The organism is Haliea sp. E17, assembly GCF_048323675.1.
Classification (GTDB): domain Bacteria; phylum Pseudomonadota; class Gammaproteobacteria; order Pseudomonadales; family Halieaceae; genus Mangrovimicrobium.
Window position 1 is genome coordinate 225,385 of sequence record NZ_JBLWFK010000003.1, and the last position, 15,277, is coordinate 240,661.

11 protein-coding genes are annotated in these 15,277 nt (G+C 64.7%); 3 read left to right on the forward strand and 8 right to left on the reverse strand.

The window, feature by feature from the left end:
* Positions 1-50: 50 nt before the first annotated feature.
* The 7 genes from ACNKU3_RS09620 to ACNKU3_RS09650 form a co-directional block, all read right to left on the reverse strand.
* The gene (locus ACNKU3_RS09620; RefSeq protein ID WP_418259237.1) at positions 51-899 is read right to left on the reverse strand and encodes an SDR family NAD(P)-dependent oxidoreductase; all 849 of its coding nucleotides are present in this window, start codon (positions 897-899) and stop codon (positions 51-53) included.
* Positions 900-1,049: 150 nt separating this feature from the next.
* Complete coding sequence (locus tag ACNKU3_RS09625; protein ID WP_418259238.1) at positions 1,050-2,756, reverse strand: class I adenylate-forming enzyme family protein; 1,707 nt, start codon at positions 2,754-2,756, stop codon at positions 1,050-1,052.
* A 55-nt stretch (positions 2,757-2,811) separates the two neighbouring features.
* Positions 2,812-3,795, reverse strand: coding sequence for an MDR family oxidoreductase (locus ACNKU3_RS09630; protein ID WP_418259239.1), 984 nt, complete (start codon positions 3,793-3,795; stop codon positions 2,812-2,814).
* Positions 3,796-3,900: 105 nt separating this feature from the next.
* The gene (locus ACNKU3_RS09635) at positions 3,901-4,938 is read right to left on the reverse strand and encodes an acyl-CoA dehydrogenase family protein (RefSeq protein ID WP_418259240.1); all 1,038 of its coding nucleotides are present in this window, start codon (positions 4,936-4,938) and stop codon (positions 3,901-3,903) included.
* Between the two features lie 5 nt (positions 4,939-4,943).
* Complete coding sequence (locus ACNKU3_RS09640; RefSeq protein ID WP_418259241.1) at positions 4,944-6,140, reverse strand: acyl-CoA dehydrogenase family protein; 1,197 nt, start codon at positions 6,138-6,140, stop codon at positions 4,944-4,946.
* 77 nt (positions 6,141-6,217) lie between these two features.
* A complete protein-coding gene (locus tag ACNKU3_RS09645; protein WP_418259242.1) occupies positions 6,218-6,529 on the reverse strand; it encodes a Rieske (2Fe-2S) protein in 312 nt (103 codons plus the stop codon).
* A gap of 556 nt (positions 6,530-7,085) precedes the next feature.
* Positions 7,086-8,492: an aromatic ring-hydroxylating oxygenase subunit alpha gene (locus tag ACNKU3_RS09650; RefSeq protein WP_418259243.1), complete on the reverse strand. Its 1,407-nt coding sequence runs from the start codon at positions 8,490-8,492 to the stop codon at positions 7,086-7,088.
* A 203-nt stretch (positions 8,493-8,695) separates the two neighbouring features.
* Here ACNKU3_RS09650 and ACNKU3_RS09655 point away from each other — a divergent pair, with 203 nt between their 5' ends.
* From ACNKU3_RS09655 to ACNKU3_RS09665, 3 genes are all read left to right on the forward strand, one after another.
* Complete coding sequence (locus ACNKU3_RS09655; RefSeq protein ID WP_418259244.1) at positions 8,696-9,169, forward strand: VOC family protein; 474 nt, start codon at positions 8,696-8,698, stop codon at positions 9,167-9,169.
* Between the two features lie 158 nt (positions 9,170-9,327).
* Complete coding sequence (locus ACNKU3_RS09660) at positions 9,328-12,828, forward strand: indolepyruvate ferredoxin oxidoreductase family protein (protein ID WP_418259245.1); 3,501 nt, start codon at positions 9,328-9,330, stop codon at positions 12,826-12,828.
* A 142-nt stretch (positions 12,829-12,970) separates the two neighbouring features.
* On the forward strand, positions 12,971-13,948 hold the full coding sequence (locus ACNKU3_RS09665; RefSeq protein WP_418259246.1) for an NAD(P)H-dependent flavin oxidoreductase: 978 nt from the start codon (positions 12,971-12,973) through the stop codon (positions 13,946-13,948).
* A gap of 52 nt (positions 13,949-14,000) precedes the next feature.
* On the opposite strand, the gene ampC is transcribed toward ACNKU3_RS09665, so the two are convergent.
* Positions 14,001-15,221 carry a class C beta-lactamase gene (gene ampC / locus ACNKU3_RS09670; protein WP_418259247.1) on the reverse strand — a complete coding sequence of 407 codons (1,221 nt, stop codon included), beginning with the start codon at positions 15,219-15,221 and terminating at the stop codon, positions 14,001-14,003.
* Between the last annotated feature and the right edge of the window lie 56 nt (positions 15,222-15,277).

The window sequence follows — 15,277 nt, forward strand, 5'->3', positions numbered from 1 at the left end:
TTGTTGTCCTTATACTGGGTTGCGGGATCGGGTGTACAAAATTCAGCCGCCTAATATAGCGTCCAGCGCCCCTCCTGCGCACTGCGGGTCCAGCCACTGGAGGCGTAGGTACCACCATCCACCGACAGGGTCGTGCCGGTCACGTAGGCGGCCATGTCCGAGGCGAGGAACACCGCCGCCCCGGCGCAGTCGTCGAAATTGCCTGCGCGGCCGAGGGGAATGTAGCGCCGCTGGTTGGCCCTGGCCTGCTCCCCGCCGAGGTCCGGCATGAACCTGGCCATCAGTTCCGTGGGCACGAAATCCGGCGCGATCGCATTGACCCGGATGCCGTACTCGGAGAGCTCCAGCGCGGTGGTGCGGGTGAAGTTGACCATGCCCGCCTTGCAGGCGGCGTAGACCGAGTAACCCGGCGCCGCGCGCAGGGCCTCGATGCTGGCCACGTTGATGATCGAACCGGGCAGGCCCGCCGCCACCATCGCCGCGGCCGCGGCCTGGGTCATGGCGAACAGGCTGTTGAGGTTGAGGTCCACCTGCTTGTCCATCTGCGCGTCGGTCATTTGCAGCAGCGGCAGCTGGCGGGTACCGCCGACGTTGTTGACCAGGATCTGCGGCGTGCCCAGTTCGCTGATCACCTGCTGTACCGCCGCCCGGTCGCCCTCGCGGTCGCGTACATCGAGATTTATCGTCAGAACCCTTCGGCCTTTTTCCGCAATCAGGGCAGCGACGGTTTTCGCCGCCTCCTCGTCGCGGTCGATTATCGCCACGTCGGCACCGAACTCGGCGAGGCCGATGGCGATACCGCGGCCGATGCCGGCGCCGCCGCCGGTGACGATGGCGACTTTGCCGGTGAGGAGAATGGCGTCGCGGGTGAGCCTGGTTGCAGTGATTTCCGCAGTCATTGTTATGTTCTCCTTGGCCGTCTGGTTACACGTAAATGACCGGGAATTCTAGCAGCCACCTGTAAACGGGAACCAGTGCAAAGACAGTTGGCATCCGGCCACGCCCGATCGACCGGGCTGTCGTGAGCGCCCCGGGCCGCCCGCCTGCAGTCAGCTGATACCCAGGCGCGCGCAGGCCAGCGCCTTGACGTCGGTCGCCTTGACCTTCTCGTTGCCGGTCATCGGGAATTCTTCCTCGGAGAACACCAGCACTTCCCGCGGCACCTTGAAGCTGGCCAGTTGCTGCTTGAGGTAGCCGATCAGCTCCGCGCCCTTGATGGTCGCGCCGTCCACCGGCACCACGCAGGACACCACCATCTCGCTGAGGGTGTCGTGGGGCACACCGACAGTCTGGGTGCGGCGGATACCGGGGTAGAGGGAGATCGCCTTGTCCACTTCCTGGGGCGAGACGTTGGCGCCGCCAGTCTTGATGATGTCGTTGAGGCGCCCCTGCCAGAACAGCACGCCGCGCTCGTCGAGGAAGGCGCCGTCGCCGGTGCAGAAGAAGCCCTCGTCGTCGAAGGTTTCCTCCGGCGATTTGCCGATGTAGCGGCTCATCAGGGTCGGGCCCTTGATGCACAGCTCGCCGCTCTCGCCCCGCGGCATGACCTGGCGGGTGTGCGGGTCGACGATCTTGAGGATATTGCCCGGCAGCGCCAGGCCGTAGCTGCCCGGCTGCTGCTCGAAGTTGTCGTCGTCGATCGGGTTGGTGGAGAGGATGGTCATGGTCTCCGTGGTGCCGAAGGACATCGGCTCGCGCCAGTCGCAGCTGACCGTCGGGTGCTGCTTCATCAGGTCGCCATTGAAGATGTACTTCAGGCTGCTGAAATCCGCGCCGTCCCAGTCGGGCGACTCCTGGAAGCGCGCCCACTGGTGGGGGCGGCCGTTGACCAGGGTGGCTTTCTCCTGCTGGATCAGCTCGATGGCCGGCTCGGCGTCGAACAGCGGCTGCAGGATGATCGCGCCGCCGGTGGAGAAGGCGGTGCCGACGATGATGGAAATATTGCCGGACCAGAAGAAGCCGTTGCTGGTCCAGCTGCGCACCGGCTGCTTCATCAGGCAGATGCGCGGCCAGCGCCACCACTGGATGGTGAAGGCGCGCTGGGAGTGCAGGATGCCCTTGGGCAGGCTGGTGCTGCCAGAGGAGAAAAACAGGCCGCCGTTGTCGGTGGGCTGCACGCTGGTGGCACGCGCTTCCACCACCGCGTCGTCGATCCCCACACCCGCGGCGATGAACTCCGCATAGGATTCACAGGCGCCAGCGAGAGGCGCCGGTCCGTTGAGCGAGGTAACTCCCGGCAACTGCACCAGACGCTGCAGGAAAGGGAATTTAACCGATGAAAATGTCCCCGGTACACTGGCGGCTACCGCGGGCTCCAGCTCCGCCAGCATCGCGGCGAAGTCCTTTTTCAGCACCCGGTCCTCGTACAACAGTACCGAGACGTCGGATGCTTTCAACAAATGGTCCAGCTCCACCGGGGTGGAGAAGGTGCTGAGGGCGACGGCGACGCCGCCCGCCAGCGCGGTGCCGAACAGGCCGGTGAGGAATTCGGCGCGGTTGGTCATCAGGATGCCCACCCGCGCGTCCTTGCCCACTCCGGCGGCGACCAGCGCTTTGGCCACCGCCATGGACTGCTCCCAGAACTCCCGGTAGGTCCAGCGCAGCACGCCGTCGGGGCCGTGCATCACCAGCGCTTCGCTGTCCGCGTAGCGCGCAGTGACTTCCCGCAGGTAACCGGGGATGGTGTGGGCTCCCTGCCCCGGTTCGTCTGCCAGCGGGATGCCGTGGACGATGGAGAGTTGTTCCGCTGCAGTCATCTGGGCTGATGTTCCTTCAATCTTGCCTGTTCGCCCTGCCGCTCAGTCGAGCGACTTAACGGTTGACGTCGACCACGATACGGCCGCGCACCTTGCCTTCCAGCAGGCCCTTGGCCGCGTCGATCGCTTCAGCGAGGCTGATCTCCTGGGCGATCACGTCCAGGGCCGCGGTATCGAGGTCTTCCGCCAGACGCTTCCAGGCCGCCAGGCGCGGGGCGCGGGGCGCCATCACGCTGTCGACACCCAGCAGGGCGACGCCGCGCAGGATGAAGGGCATGACGGTGGTATTGAAGTCCGGGCCCTGGGCCAGGCCGCAGGCTGCTACCGCGCCGCGGTACTTGGTCTGGGCGCAGGCGTTGGCCAGGGTGAAGCTGCCGACGGAATCGACGACACCGGCCCAGCGCTCTTTCTGCAGGGGGCGGCCCTTTTCGGACAGCTCGGCGCGGTCGATGATGGTGTCGGCGCCCAGGCCTTTCAGGTAATCCGCTTCGGACGCTTTACCAGTGGAGGCCGCAACTGTGAAACCAGCTGCTTTCAGCAGAGAAACCGCGAAGCTGCCCACGCCGCCGCTGGCGCCGGTGACCAGGATTTCGCCCTGGTCCGGAGTGATACCGTAGTTGACCAGGGTGTCCACGCACAGTGCAGCGGTATAACCGGCAGTGCCAATGGCCATGGACTGCTTGGCAGTGAAGGCGGAGGGCAGCGCCACCAGCCAGTCGCCGTTCAGGCGGGCTTTCTGCGCCAGGCCGCCCCAGTGGCCTTCGCCCACGCCCCAGCCGTTCAGCACGACCTTGTCACCTACGGCCCAGTCGGGGTGGCTGGTTTCAGTGACGGTGCCGGCGAGGTCGATGCCGGGCACCATGGGGAAGCTGCGCACGACAGGTGAGCTGCCGGTGATGGCGAGGCCGTCCTTGTAATTGAGCGTGGAGTAGTCCACAGCGATGGTCACGTCGCCTTCGGGCAGTTGCGCCTCGTCGATCTGCGCCACTTCGACCGTCTGGCCGTTATCGTCCTTGTTGATCAGAATTCCGGAAAACATAGTCACCTACCGTTTCACACGTTGAAAAATGGGAGTGGCCCGGCTTCGAAACCGGACCACCGTCAGCTGATTAGCGCCGCGTAGTATACACCAGTGTTGAGCAGCTTACCGGGCCGTCGCCGCAAGCAGCTGGTCAGCCAGCAGGGCCGAATACGCGCCCTGTCCCCGGCCGAGGTGCTCGTCGAGCATGGCCCGCTTCAGGAACAGGTGGCAATCGTGCTCGGAGGTCATGCCGATGCCGCCGTGCAACTGCAGGGACTCGTCCGCGACCATGGTGTAGGTGCCCGCGGACAGTTCCTTCGCGGCACTGGCCAGCGCAACGGCGTCGCCGCCAGCGGCGAGCAAATCGAGGTTCGCCATCAGCAGTGCCTCAGCGGCCTCCACGTACACCTTGAGATCCGCGCAGCGGTGCTTCAACGCCTGGAACAGGGCCAGCGGGCGACCGTACTGGCGCCGGGTCTTGAGGTATTCCACGGTCATTTCCAGCAGCGCCGCGGCGCCGCCCACCGCGTCCGCCGCGAGGGCGAAATCCCGGTGCACCGCGAGTTTTTCCAGCAGGGCGCGGGCCGCGCCGCCGCGGGCCAGCACCAGTTGTTCGTCGATGGCGACGCCGTCCAGAGCCACGTCGAACAGGCGCCGTGTCTTGTCCCAGGTGGCCTGTTCAGTCAGTTGCACCGCATCCCTGGCCACCAGCGCCAGCAATTCGCCGTCGTCAGTCGCCACCAGGATGAAGTCGGCGCGGTCCGCCGAGGGCACGGCCTGCAGCGTCCCGCTGAGCTTGTCGCCGTCGACCCGGGTGACCGCAACGGCGGGTTCCGCCAGCGCCACGGCGATGAATTCCTCGCCAGTGATCACTCGCTCCAGATGGGTTTCCTTCAGTGCGGAATCGCTCCCGCTCAGGGCTTCGATACCCAGCAGGGCCGAGAGGCAAGGCACTGTGGCGAGACTTCGGCCCATCTCCAGGTGCAGGGCACAGGCCGCATCCAGGCCCATGCCGAGACCGCCCTGCTCTTCGGGAACGGTGACCATCAGCCAGCCCAGTTCCGCCACCAGCGGCCAGGTCTCCTGTTCCGCCGCCGCGAGGCCGGCGCCTTCCATCACCTGGCGCGCGGAGTCGCGCAGTTCATTGACTTCTGCATTCATCGCGCTTAACCCTCCAGCTTCCAGGTTTTCGGTTCACGGGGCATCTCCAGCATGCGCTCGGAGAGAATGTTGCGCTGGACCTCGTCACTGCCGCCGGCGATGGACCAGTTGTAGGAGTTCATGAAGTCCACCATCCAGTTGCCGGTCTCCTGGGTCGCGCCGCGCATGAAGCCGCGCTCGTACTGCCCTTGCAGGCCGGCAACCCGCTTGCCCAGGCGCACGAACTCACGCAGGGTGCGGGAGTAGTAAAGCTTGACGATGGAGGCGTCCCCCACCTGTTCGTTGTGGGTGATACGCTTTTGCAGGTAGCGGTCCGCCACCGCGCAGCAGGCGTCGACGCGGGCCATCACATGGCCGAGGTCACGGCGGATACCGCTGTCGTTCTCCAGCCCCGCCTCGCGGATGGCACTGGCGATGAGCGGCAGGCCGTAGCGCATGCGCTGGCTCAACTCCACCAGGGTCAGGCCGCGCTCGGAGGCGAGTGTTGTCTGCGCCACCGCCCAGCCGTTGCCCTCTTCCCCGACGAGGTCTTCCACAGGCACTTCCACGTCGTCGAAGAAAATCTCCGCGAACTCGTCGTCGCCGGTGATCTGGTCGATCGGGCGCACGGTGACGCCGGGGGATTTCATGTCCAGCAGCAGGTAGGTCAGGCCCGCCTGGGGCGGCCCGGAGCGGTCGGTGCGTGCCAGCAGCAGGCACTTGTCCGCGTACTGGGCCATGGTCGACCAGGTTTTCTGGCCGTTGATGACGTACTTGTCACCCACCCGCTCGGCGCGGGTGCGCAGGGAGGCGAGGTCGGAACCGGCGTTCGGTTCGGAAAAGCCCTGACACCAGATTTCACCTTTCAGGATGCCGGGCAGGTACTTGTCCTGCTGTTCCTTGCTGGCGCATTCGAATAGCGTGCAGGCGGCGTGGTAGAGGGAGACGAAATACATGATCAGCCGCGGCGCGTCGGCGCGGGCCACTTCCTCGAAGATCACCTTCTGCTCGGCCAGTGAACGGCCGCCACCGGGCCAGCCTTCCGGCCAGTGGGGCGTGGCATAACCCGCCGCGACCAGTTTGCCGAACCAGTCTCGCTGCAGGGCGACAAAGGCTTCCTGCTCGACACTGGTCATCGCCTCGCGCCAACCGGCGGGGACGTTCTCCGCCAGCCAGTTGCGCACTTCCCCGCGCAGGGATTCCGTGTTGTCTTGTTCGCTCATTGGCAACCCTTTTCTCGTTCGCTGGCCCCGACAAAGGGGCCGGCAGCGCTACGCCGATGGCTAACGGCGGGACGCGTTCAGATCTTGACTTCGACCCAGTCACCCATGATCCGCACCTCGTAGGTGGGGATGGGCTGGGTCGCGGGAAGGTCCAGGGCCTCGCCGGTTTTCAGGTCGAACCGCGCGCCGTGGACCGGGCAGGTGACTTTGCAATTGCGGATCCTGCCGTTGAACAGCGGCTTGTCCTGGTGGGAGCAGATTGCCGAGACGGCGAACAGCCCTTCCTTGGTATTGCAGACCATCACCCAGGTACCATCGATCTTGGCGGCTTTCTTGCCACCGACGGGCACGTCGGATACGGGGCAAAACTGGATAAATTCAGTCGACAAAATTCGATACCTTTTTTCTGAATCGGGGCTTTTCCAAGCCCGGTGGGTTTTTCAGAGCGCGTATTCAACCACTATCGGCAACAGTTATAAAGCCTGACATTTGCTGGGCAACGATAGATTCACAGGGTGTACCGCCACTATTCGGACGAGCGTGTCAGACCGGCATTCGCCCCGGGAAACCGTGCGGCGACAGGACGTCGCCGCCCGAGCCTGCACATGGATGTGCGCTTTTTGGCGTGTTTCCCGGGGCGAATGCCGGTTTGGCGCGCGCTACGCGACCAGGCATCGCGCACTGCCCCCGCGCCTCGCGGGAGCATTATCCAGAATTATCGCGAACAGCCGGACATCCCCGGTGGGACACGCCAAAAAGCACACATCCATGTGCAGGCTCGGTGGGCGACATCCATGTCGCCCAACGGTCCCACCGGGGATGTCCGGCTGTTCGCTCGCGAGATTCCTGCTACGGCAATATATCCGGACAAAAAGAACTGCAGTGCGAATGCGGGTGTTGCTTCAGGCAGAACCCCTGGGGAGTTCTACCTGAGAGGTCCAGACCTCAGTCCGCCATGTACTTGTCGATGGTCTGCTCGAAGTGGCGCACGCGGATCTCCTGGTAGTTGCCCAGGGTCAGGCCGTCCTTCGCGGTGGCCTCGAGACCCTGTTGCTGTGCCAGCAGGTTCTCGGTGTCCTGGTCCAGGATGTTACCGAAGCCCGGGTCCATGCCCTCGGCCTCAGTGAAGGACTGGTGGTCCTCCAGCCAGACGCACTCCGCCGGTTCCGGGCGCTCGCCGTCTTTGGGCACCGGGCGCATGAAGAACACCTCGTAGAAGCTCTTGCGGTGGTCCTCCGGATCCGGGCGGAAGCGGTAGACCATCGGCAGGGAGATGCCCGGGAACATGAAGGTGTTCGGGAAGATGGTGTAGGAGAAGCAGTCCAGCAGTTCGGAGTCGGAGACGCCGCTGAGGTCAGCTTTGGTGCCCTTCTCGAACATATCCCGCAGCATGTCCGCCATGCGCTGGCGGGCAGTTTCACCTTCCGCCAGTTTGCGGTCGGCGCCGGCGAGTACCGAGCTGTCGCCCACGGTGAACTGGTCTAGGATGTCCTGCTCGGTGTACTGGCCGCGCAGGTGAGGGCTGATCACGCCCAGCGGCGAGATAAAGCGGTCGACGTGGTCGCCGTAGAAATCGTACTGGGAGTTGGCGTCCGCGTTGGATACCGCCACCTGCGGGTGGGTCTCGATCACATGGTAGGCCTCCATGAAGGCCTCCATGTTGAGCTTCCAGTTGGCCGGGATGCGCTTGGCCACGTGGCAGTGGATGTAGCGGTTTTCCAGGCCCCAGGAATTGATGTGGGACATGAATTCCGGGCCGAAGTACTCTTCCAGCGGCAGCGCGTCGTGGTCCATGTTGATGAACACGAAGCCTGCCAGCAGCTCGACCCTGGCTTCCGGCAGGTTGAATTTCTCGGCCTCCACGTGGGGGAAGTCCCAGTGACAGGTAGCCTTCTGCAGGCTGCCGTCGAGGTTCCAGGTCCAGCCGTGGAAGGGGCAGGTGAACTCGCTGGCGCAGCCCTCGGTGCCGGAGGGGCGCAGCTTGGTGCCGCGGTGCAGGCAGGAGTTGTAGTAAGCCTTGACCTCGTTCTCGGCGACACGGGTCACGATAAACGAGCGACGGCCGAGGTCGTAGACGTAGTAGTCGCCCACCTCGGGGATGTGCTCTTCCCGGCAGGCGAATTGCCACGTGCGGGTCCAGAGCTTCTCATATTCTTTTTTGGCATATTCCGGATCAATATAACGACCTTTCGGAATATCTTCATCACCCAGGAAACGGTAGGACTCCGAGCGCACCCAGTCGGGCGCGGTCACCCGGTCCTTGGCGATAATGTCCTGAGTGCTGGGCTCATTGGGGCAGCGGGCTTCACCCGGTGCAAGTTGTTGTGCGTTATCGAGCACTTGTTCGCTCATACGTCACCTCCAGGCCTTTACGTGGCGCGTCTCATGGACGCCTTATTTGACAGTGGCGCCATTATGCCACCGGCACAATCACCCCCAAAATGACTGAGAGTGCATATCCATTTGTCTGATATGACAACAGCCGGACGGCACAGTTGTCCTTCAGATCGAATTTCCCTACTGTTGGCTCTGGTGAAATTCCGGAGGAACATCCAATGATAAGAGGTGTACACCACTTCGCAGTTCACGTGCATGACATGGACAAGATGCGTGCCTTCTATAAGGAAGCGTTTGGTTTCGAGCTGGTCGGCGAGGAATTCAGCTGGGAGAACGACGAGTTCATCGACAGGATCGTCGACGTCCCCAACTCCGCCGCCCGCGGTTGCATGTTGCGTGCAGGCACCTGCTATATCGAGATGTTCCAGTACAGCGCCCCGGCGCCCGCGGTGACCGGAGCCCTGAACCCGCAGGACAAGGGTTATACCCACTTCTGCGTGGACGTGGTCGGTATCCAGGAGGAATTCGAGCGCCTGAAGGGCCTCGGTATGACCTTCAGCCAGCCGGCGCCGATCGAGATGGGCCACGTGACGTCCATCTATGGCCGCGACCCGGAAGGCAATATCATCGAGCTGCAGGAAACCATCAACTGCGATTTCCCGCTCGAGAACCTCAAGCCGGTCACCGGCTGAAGGGTACAGGAATCCCGGGCGGCGGTTGCAAACCCGCCGCCAGTCCACGGATGAAGACACACACAGAGCCAGACACCCGCGACACCTGCTCGCGGGATTTGCGCTGAACACAGCGCCCCGACAACCCGCCGTCCGCCGGCGCCCAATGTAATTCGCTGATGACCAAATCCGTAGTAACACTCGACGACAAGTACCTGCAGGCCGGTGGCCAGGTCTTCATGTCCTCCAACCAGGCCCTGGTGCGCCTGCCGCTGGACCAGGCCCGCCGCGACCGCGCCGCGGGACTGAAGACCGGCGGGTTCATCTCCGGCTACCGGGGTTCGCCACTGGGCGTTTACGATTCCGCCCTGTGGGGTGCGCAGAAACTGCTCGACGAGTACAACATCGTGTTCCGCGCGGGCCTCAACGAGGAACTGGCGGTCAGCTCGATCCGCGGCACCCAGGAGCTGAAGTGGTTCGGCAACTCCGACTACGACGGCATCTTCGGCCTGTGGTATGGCAAGGGCATCGGCGTCGACCGGGCCTGTGAGTCGATCAAGCTGGGCAACTTCGAGGGCAGCTCCGCCAACGGCGGCTTCCTGGTGGTGGCCGGCGACGACCACGGCGGCAAGTCCTCGGACAGCGCCCACCAGTCGGAGCACACCCTGATGGCGGCGATGGTGCCGGTGCTCTACCCCGCCAACATCGCCGAGATCATCGAGTACGGCCTGTTCGGCTGGGCCATGTCGCGCTACAGCGGCTGCTACGTGGGCCTGAAGACGATTACCGACACCCTGGACCTGACTGCCTGTATCGAGTTGCCGGATCCCTACCGGGACTATGTCACCCCCACGGATGCCATCATCCCGCCCGAGGGCCTCAACGCCCGGCAGAACCTGCCGCCGCTGGTGGAAGAGGAATGGCTGGTCAATTACCGCCTGCCCGCCGCCACCGCCTTTGCCCGCGCCAATGGCATCGACCGCACTGTGATCGGCGGCGACCAGCGCGGCCTGGGCATCGTCAGCGCCGGCAAGGCCTACCTCGACGTGCGCCAGGCCCTGGACGACCTCGGCCTCGACGAGGCCGCCTGCGCGCGCCTCGGCATCCGCCTGTACAAGCCGGGACTGGTCTGGCCGATGGACGCCGAGGGTCTCAATGCCTTCGCCCGCGGCCACAAGGCTATCCTGGTGGTGGAGGAAAAACGCCCGGTTATGGAGGACCAGGTCGCCCGGCACCTCTACGCCCTGGCAAGCAGCGAGCGCCCCGGCCTCGCCGGCAAGCTGGACCTCGAGGGCAAGCCGCTGCTGCCCTCGGTGGGTGAACTCACCGTGGGCAAGGCCCGCGAGGCGATTGTCCGCCTGCTGGCGCAACTGGGTATGCAGGACGACGGCGTGGCCAGCGCCTTCGCGCGTTTCCAGCAACTCGAAGGCAAAGCCGCGGACTACGGCAGCGGCGTCATGCGCCCGGCCTATTTCTGTTCCGGCTGCCCGCACAACACCAGTACCAAACTGCCTGAGGGCTCCCGCGCCATGGGCGGCATCGGCTGCCACGGCCTCGCCGCGGTGGTCATGGACCGCGATACCATGCAGTTCATGCCCATGGGCCACGAGGGTTCGCCGTGGACCTCGGTAAGCCAGTTCGTCGACACCCCGCACATGTTCCAGAACATGGGCGACGGCACTTACTCCCATTCCGGGGTGCTGGCGATTCGCGCGGCGGTCGCGGCAAAGGCCAACATCACCTACAAGGTCCTCTACAACGACGCCGTGGCAATGACCGGCGGCCAGCCGGTGGAGCAGTCCATCTCCCCGGTGGACATGGTCAACCAGTTGCTGTCCGAGGGCGTGCGCCCGGTCTACCTGGTGTCGGACAACCCCGAGCAGTACCGCGGCATCTCCCTGCCCGCCAATTCCGCGGTCTACCACCGGGATGAACTGGACCACCTGCAGAAAGAACTGCGCAAAATGAAGGGCGTCACCGGCATCGTCTACGAGCAGACCTGCGCCACCGAGAAACGCCGGCGGCGCAAGCGCGGCCTGATGGACGACCCGGACAAGCGCCTGTTCATCAACCCGGAGGTCTGCGAGGGCTGTGGCGACTGCTCGGTGCAGTCCAACTGCATCAGCATCACGCCGCTGGAAACCGAACTGGGGCGCAAGCGCAGGATCGACCAGAGCACCTGCAACAAGGACTACAGCTGCGTGAAGGGCTTCTGCCCCTCCTTCGTCAACGTCACCGGGGCGAAGATCGCCGTGCACACCCGCGGCGAGGAGAGCGAGCTGGAGCGGCTGGTCGCGGCACTGCCGGAACCGGCGCTCCTGCCCCTGGAGCAGTCCGGCTACAACATCCTGGTCGGCGGTATCGGCGGCACCGGCGTGCTGACTATCGGCGCCCTGCTGGGCATGGCCGCCAACCTCGACGGCAAGGGCGCCACCATCCTCGACATGACCGGCATGGCGCAAAAGGGTGGCGCGGTGACCAGCCACATACGCATCGGCCCCGACCCCAAAGGGATTTACACCTCGCGCCTGTCCGAGGGCATGTGCGACCTGATGCTGGCCTGCGACCTGATCGTCGGCGCCAGCGCCCCGGTGCTGAAAACCGTCAAGCCTGGCAGCACCGCCGCCATCCTCAATACCGATGTCGCCCCCACCGGGGATTTCCAGAGCAACAAGCACCTCGACCTCGGCGAGGCGCGGCTGCGCTCGGCCATCCTCAAGGCTCTCGACGGCGGCCCCAGCTTCGACCTGCACGCCAGCAAGCTGGCCACCGACCTCACCGGCGACAGCATCGGCACCAACATGCTGATGCTCGGCTACGCCGCCCAGAAGGGCCTGCTGCCGATCAGTATCGCTTCCATCAAGGAGGCCATCCGCCTCAACGGTACCTTCGTCAAGGGCAACCTGCGCACCTTCGACCTCGGCCGGCTGGCCGCCCACGACCCGGCGGCGCTGGTGCAGCAACTGGACGACACCCCGGAATTGCCGAGCCTCGACACCGTGGACGAGGTCCTGGCCAGTCGCACAGCACTGCTGGTCAAGTACCAGGACGCGTCCTACGCGAAGACCTACAGCGATTTCGTGGCGGCGGTCCGCCAGCGCGTGGCCGCCAAAGGCCTCGACGGCGAGGAATTCGTCCGCCAGGTCGCCCTGAGCCTCGCCCGCCTGATGGCCTACAAGGACGAGTACGAGGTGGCGCGCCTGTACAGCGACCCGAAGTTCATGGAACGGCTGAAAGCCCAGTTCAGCGGCGACTTCCGCATCGAGTTCAACCTGGCCTCGGCAATGCTGCTCTCCGGTACCGACCCGGCCACCGGGCGGCCGAAGAAACGCACCTTCGGCCCCTGGATGCTCAAGGCCTTCGGCCTGCTGGCGAAATTCAAGTTCCTGCGCGGCACCGCCTTCGATCCGATCGGCTACCTGCCAGAGCGGCGCATGGAACGCAGGCTGATCACCGAGTACCGCGAATTGATCGAGGACATCAGCCAGCGCCTCACCGCGGACAATCTGGCCAAGGGCACCGAAATTGCCGCGGCCGCGTTCGAGATTGCGGGTTACGGGCCGGTGAAGGACGCCGCGGTGGAAACCTGGAGGGAACGCCTGCCGTTCCTGATGGCGGAATTCGCCAATCCTTTGACCGAAACGCCCACCCCCGAGCTATTGGAAGTCCGGCAGGTATAAATGTAAGATCAGCAGCCCTTTTATTCCCGGCCGTCCGCGGCAACTGCGAGCGCAACGAAGCGCCCACCCCCAAGGCTACCTACCCTGGGGCGCAGCCCTGCGGCGGCCTTACAATTATTACGCACTGGAGAATAGAACAGAGATGACACTGAAAACACGGTTTAGCGAACTTCTGGGGATCGAGTACCCCATCGTACAGGGTGGCATGATGTGGGTGGGCCGCGCGGAACTGGCGGCTGCCGTTTCCAACGCCGGCGGCCTCGGCATCCTCACCGCCCTCACCCAGCCCACCCCGGATGACCTGCGCAAGGAAATCGAGCGCTGCCGGGAAATGACCGACAAGCCCTTCGGTGTGAACCTCACCATCCTGCCTTCCGTGAACCCGCCCCCCTACGCCGAGTACCGCAAGGCGATCATCGACATGGGTGTGAAGATCGTCGAAACCGCAGGCCACAACCCGGGCGAGCACGTCGAGGACTTCAAAAACAACGGCATCATCGTCGTGCACAAGTGCACCGCGGTGCGCCACGCCCTGTCCGCCGAACGCATGGGCGTCGACGCGATCTCCATCGACGGCTTCGAGTGTGCCGGCCACCCCGGTGAAGACGACATCCCCGGCCTGATCCTGATTCCGGCGGCTGCCGACAAGGTGAAGATCCCGATGATCGCCTCCGGCGGCTTCGGCGACGGCCGCGGCCTGGTGGCCGCGCTGGCCCTGGGCGCCGACGGCATCAACATGGGCACCCGTTTCTGCGCGACGAAAGAAGCGCCGATCCACGACAATATCAAGCAGTTGCTGGTGGACAACGACGAGCGCGACACCAATCTGATCTTCCGCTCCCTGCGCAACACCGGCCGCGTCGCCAAGACCAGCCGCTCCAGCGAAGTGGTGGAAATCCTCCGCAACCCGGAAGCCGAGTTCAAGGACGTGGCGCACCTGGTGAAAGGCGCCGACGGCCGCGTCGCGCTGGAAACCGGTAACGTCGACGCGGGCCTGGTCTGGGCTGGCCAGATCCAGGGCCTGATCCACGACATCCCGAGCTGTGAAGAACTGATCAAGCGCATCGTCGATGACGCGACCGCGATCATCAACAGCCGCCTGCCTGGCTTTACTGGCTGATAGCGCCCCCTTCCGGGTTCGTCCCAATGACGAACCCGGATTATCCCCCCGCTTACATCTCCCCCTGCCCCAGGCTCCCGGTGAGCTCCGCCAGGATCCGGTATGCCGCGCCAATGCGCGCCGCGTTCGGGTAATTGCGGTTCGCCAGTATCACGATGCCCACGGCCTCCCCTGGCACGAAAACCACGTAGGCGCCGAAGCCGTTGGTGGACCCCGTCTTGTTGTACAGCGCGCTGGCCGCAGGCGGCAGCGGCGGCTCGAGCGCAACCGCCGGCTGCGCCTCCATGGCCATCTCGCGCGAATTGCCCGCCAGCAGGCGGTCCAGCGACACCGGGTAGGGATAGCGCTCCCAGGCCAGCCCCTGGACCGTCTCGCCCGCCCTGAAATAGCCCGTGTGGGTGGTCTCGATGGCCTGGCGCATCGCGGCCCCGAACTGTAGCGGGTTCATATTGGCTTCCACAAAGCGGATCAGGTCGCGGGCGCTGGTCTTGATGCCGTAGGCCTCGGCGTCGAACATCCCGGGGTTCACGCGAATCGGCTGGTTGTCCGCGTTGTGGCCCCAGGCGTACAGCTCCGCAGCGGAATCGGGCACGTGGAGAAAGGTATTGCGCAGGCCCAGTGCAGCGAGCACACGGGTCTCCATCGCCGCAGTAAACTCCGGGCCCAGGGCAATGCCGGCGAGATATCCGGCAAGGCCGATACTCGGGTTGGAATACCTGCGCAACGCACCGGGAGCGGCAAGTGGCTGCCACTGCTGGAAATAGTCGATCATCTGAGCCGTATCGACGACGCTGTCGGGCATCTGCAGGGGCAGCCCGCCGGCGGTGTAGGTGGCCAGGTGGAGGAGGCTCGCACGGTTGATGGGCGCATCCCGCAACCCGGGCAGGTACTGACCCGGGTGGTCACCGAGCGACAGGCTTCCCGCTGCCTGCGCGTAGGCGAGCAGCGTCGCGGTAAAGGTTTTGCTGACCGAGCCCACCTCGAACAGCGTGTCCGGTGTCACCGGCCGGGCGCTTTCCAGGGAGGCAACACCAAAACTGAAAAACCGGGTCTCGCCGTGATAGCTGACGGCTACGGCCACTCCCGGAACCGCGTATTCGCGCATCACGGGAGTGATCGCGGCGTCGACGATGCTCTCCAGGGAGGCTCCCGCACCGGCCGCTGATCCCCCGCTGGATGCAATGCCCGAGAACAAGCCAATCACCAGGGCCAGGCAGGCTCGCCTGCCATGAGCTGCGGAGCGCGCCACACAGGCTTGTGTCGAATTCAACATGGGGGTCCTTACACCGGGAAAACAGGCAGATTGCAGGGTATCACAGCGGTATCCCG

What these genes read in the sequence shown, in the direction of transcription:
- ACNKU3_RS09620 (WP_418259237.1), bottom strand. Translation starts at nt 899, where the DNA reads ATGACTGCGGAAATCACTGCAACCAGGCTCACCCGCGACGCCATTCTC.
- ACNKU3_RS09625 (WP_418259238.1), bottom strand. Translation starts at nt 2,756, where the DNA reads ATGACTGCAGCGGAACAACTCTCCATCGTCCACGGCATCCCGCTGGCA.
- ACNKU3_RS09630 (WP_418259239.1), bottom strand. Translation starts at nt 3,795, where the DNA reads ATGTTTTCCGGAATTCTGATCAACAAGGACGATAACGGCCAGACGGTC.
- ACNKU3_RS09635 (WP_418259240.1), bottom strand. Translation starts at nt 4,938, where the DNA reads ATGAATGCAGAAGTCAATGAACTGCGCGACTCCGCGCGCCAGGTGATG.
- ACNKU3_RS09640 (WP_418259241.1), bottom strand. Translation starts at nt 6,140, where the DNA reads ATGAGCGAACAAGACAACACGGAATCCCTGCGCGGGGAAGTGCGCAAC.
- ACNKU3_RS09650 (WP_418259243.1), bottom strand. Translation starts at nt 8,492, where the DNA reads ATGAGCGAACAAGTGCTCGATAACGCACAACAACTTGCACCGGGTGAA.
- ACNKU3_RS09655 (WP_418259244.1), top strand. Translation starts at nt 8,696, where the DNA reads ATGATAAGAGGTGTACACCACTTCGCAGTTCACGTGCATGACATGGAC.
- ACNKU3_RS09660 (WP_418259245.1), top strand. Translation starts at nt 9,328, where the DNA reads ATGACCAAATCCGTAGTAACACTCGACGACAAGTACCTGCAGGCCGGT.
- ACNKU3_RS09665 (WP_418259246.1), top strand. Translation starts at nt 12,971, where the DNA reads ATGACACTGAAAACACGGTTTAGCGAACTTCTGGGGATCGAGTACCCC.
- ampC (WP_418259247.1), bottom strand. Translation starts at nt 15,221, where the DNA reads ATGTTGAATTCGACACAAGCCTGTGTGGCGCGCTCCGCAGCTCATGGC.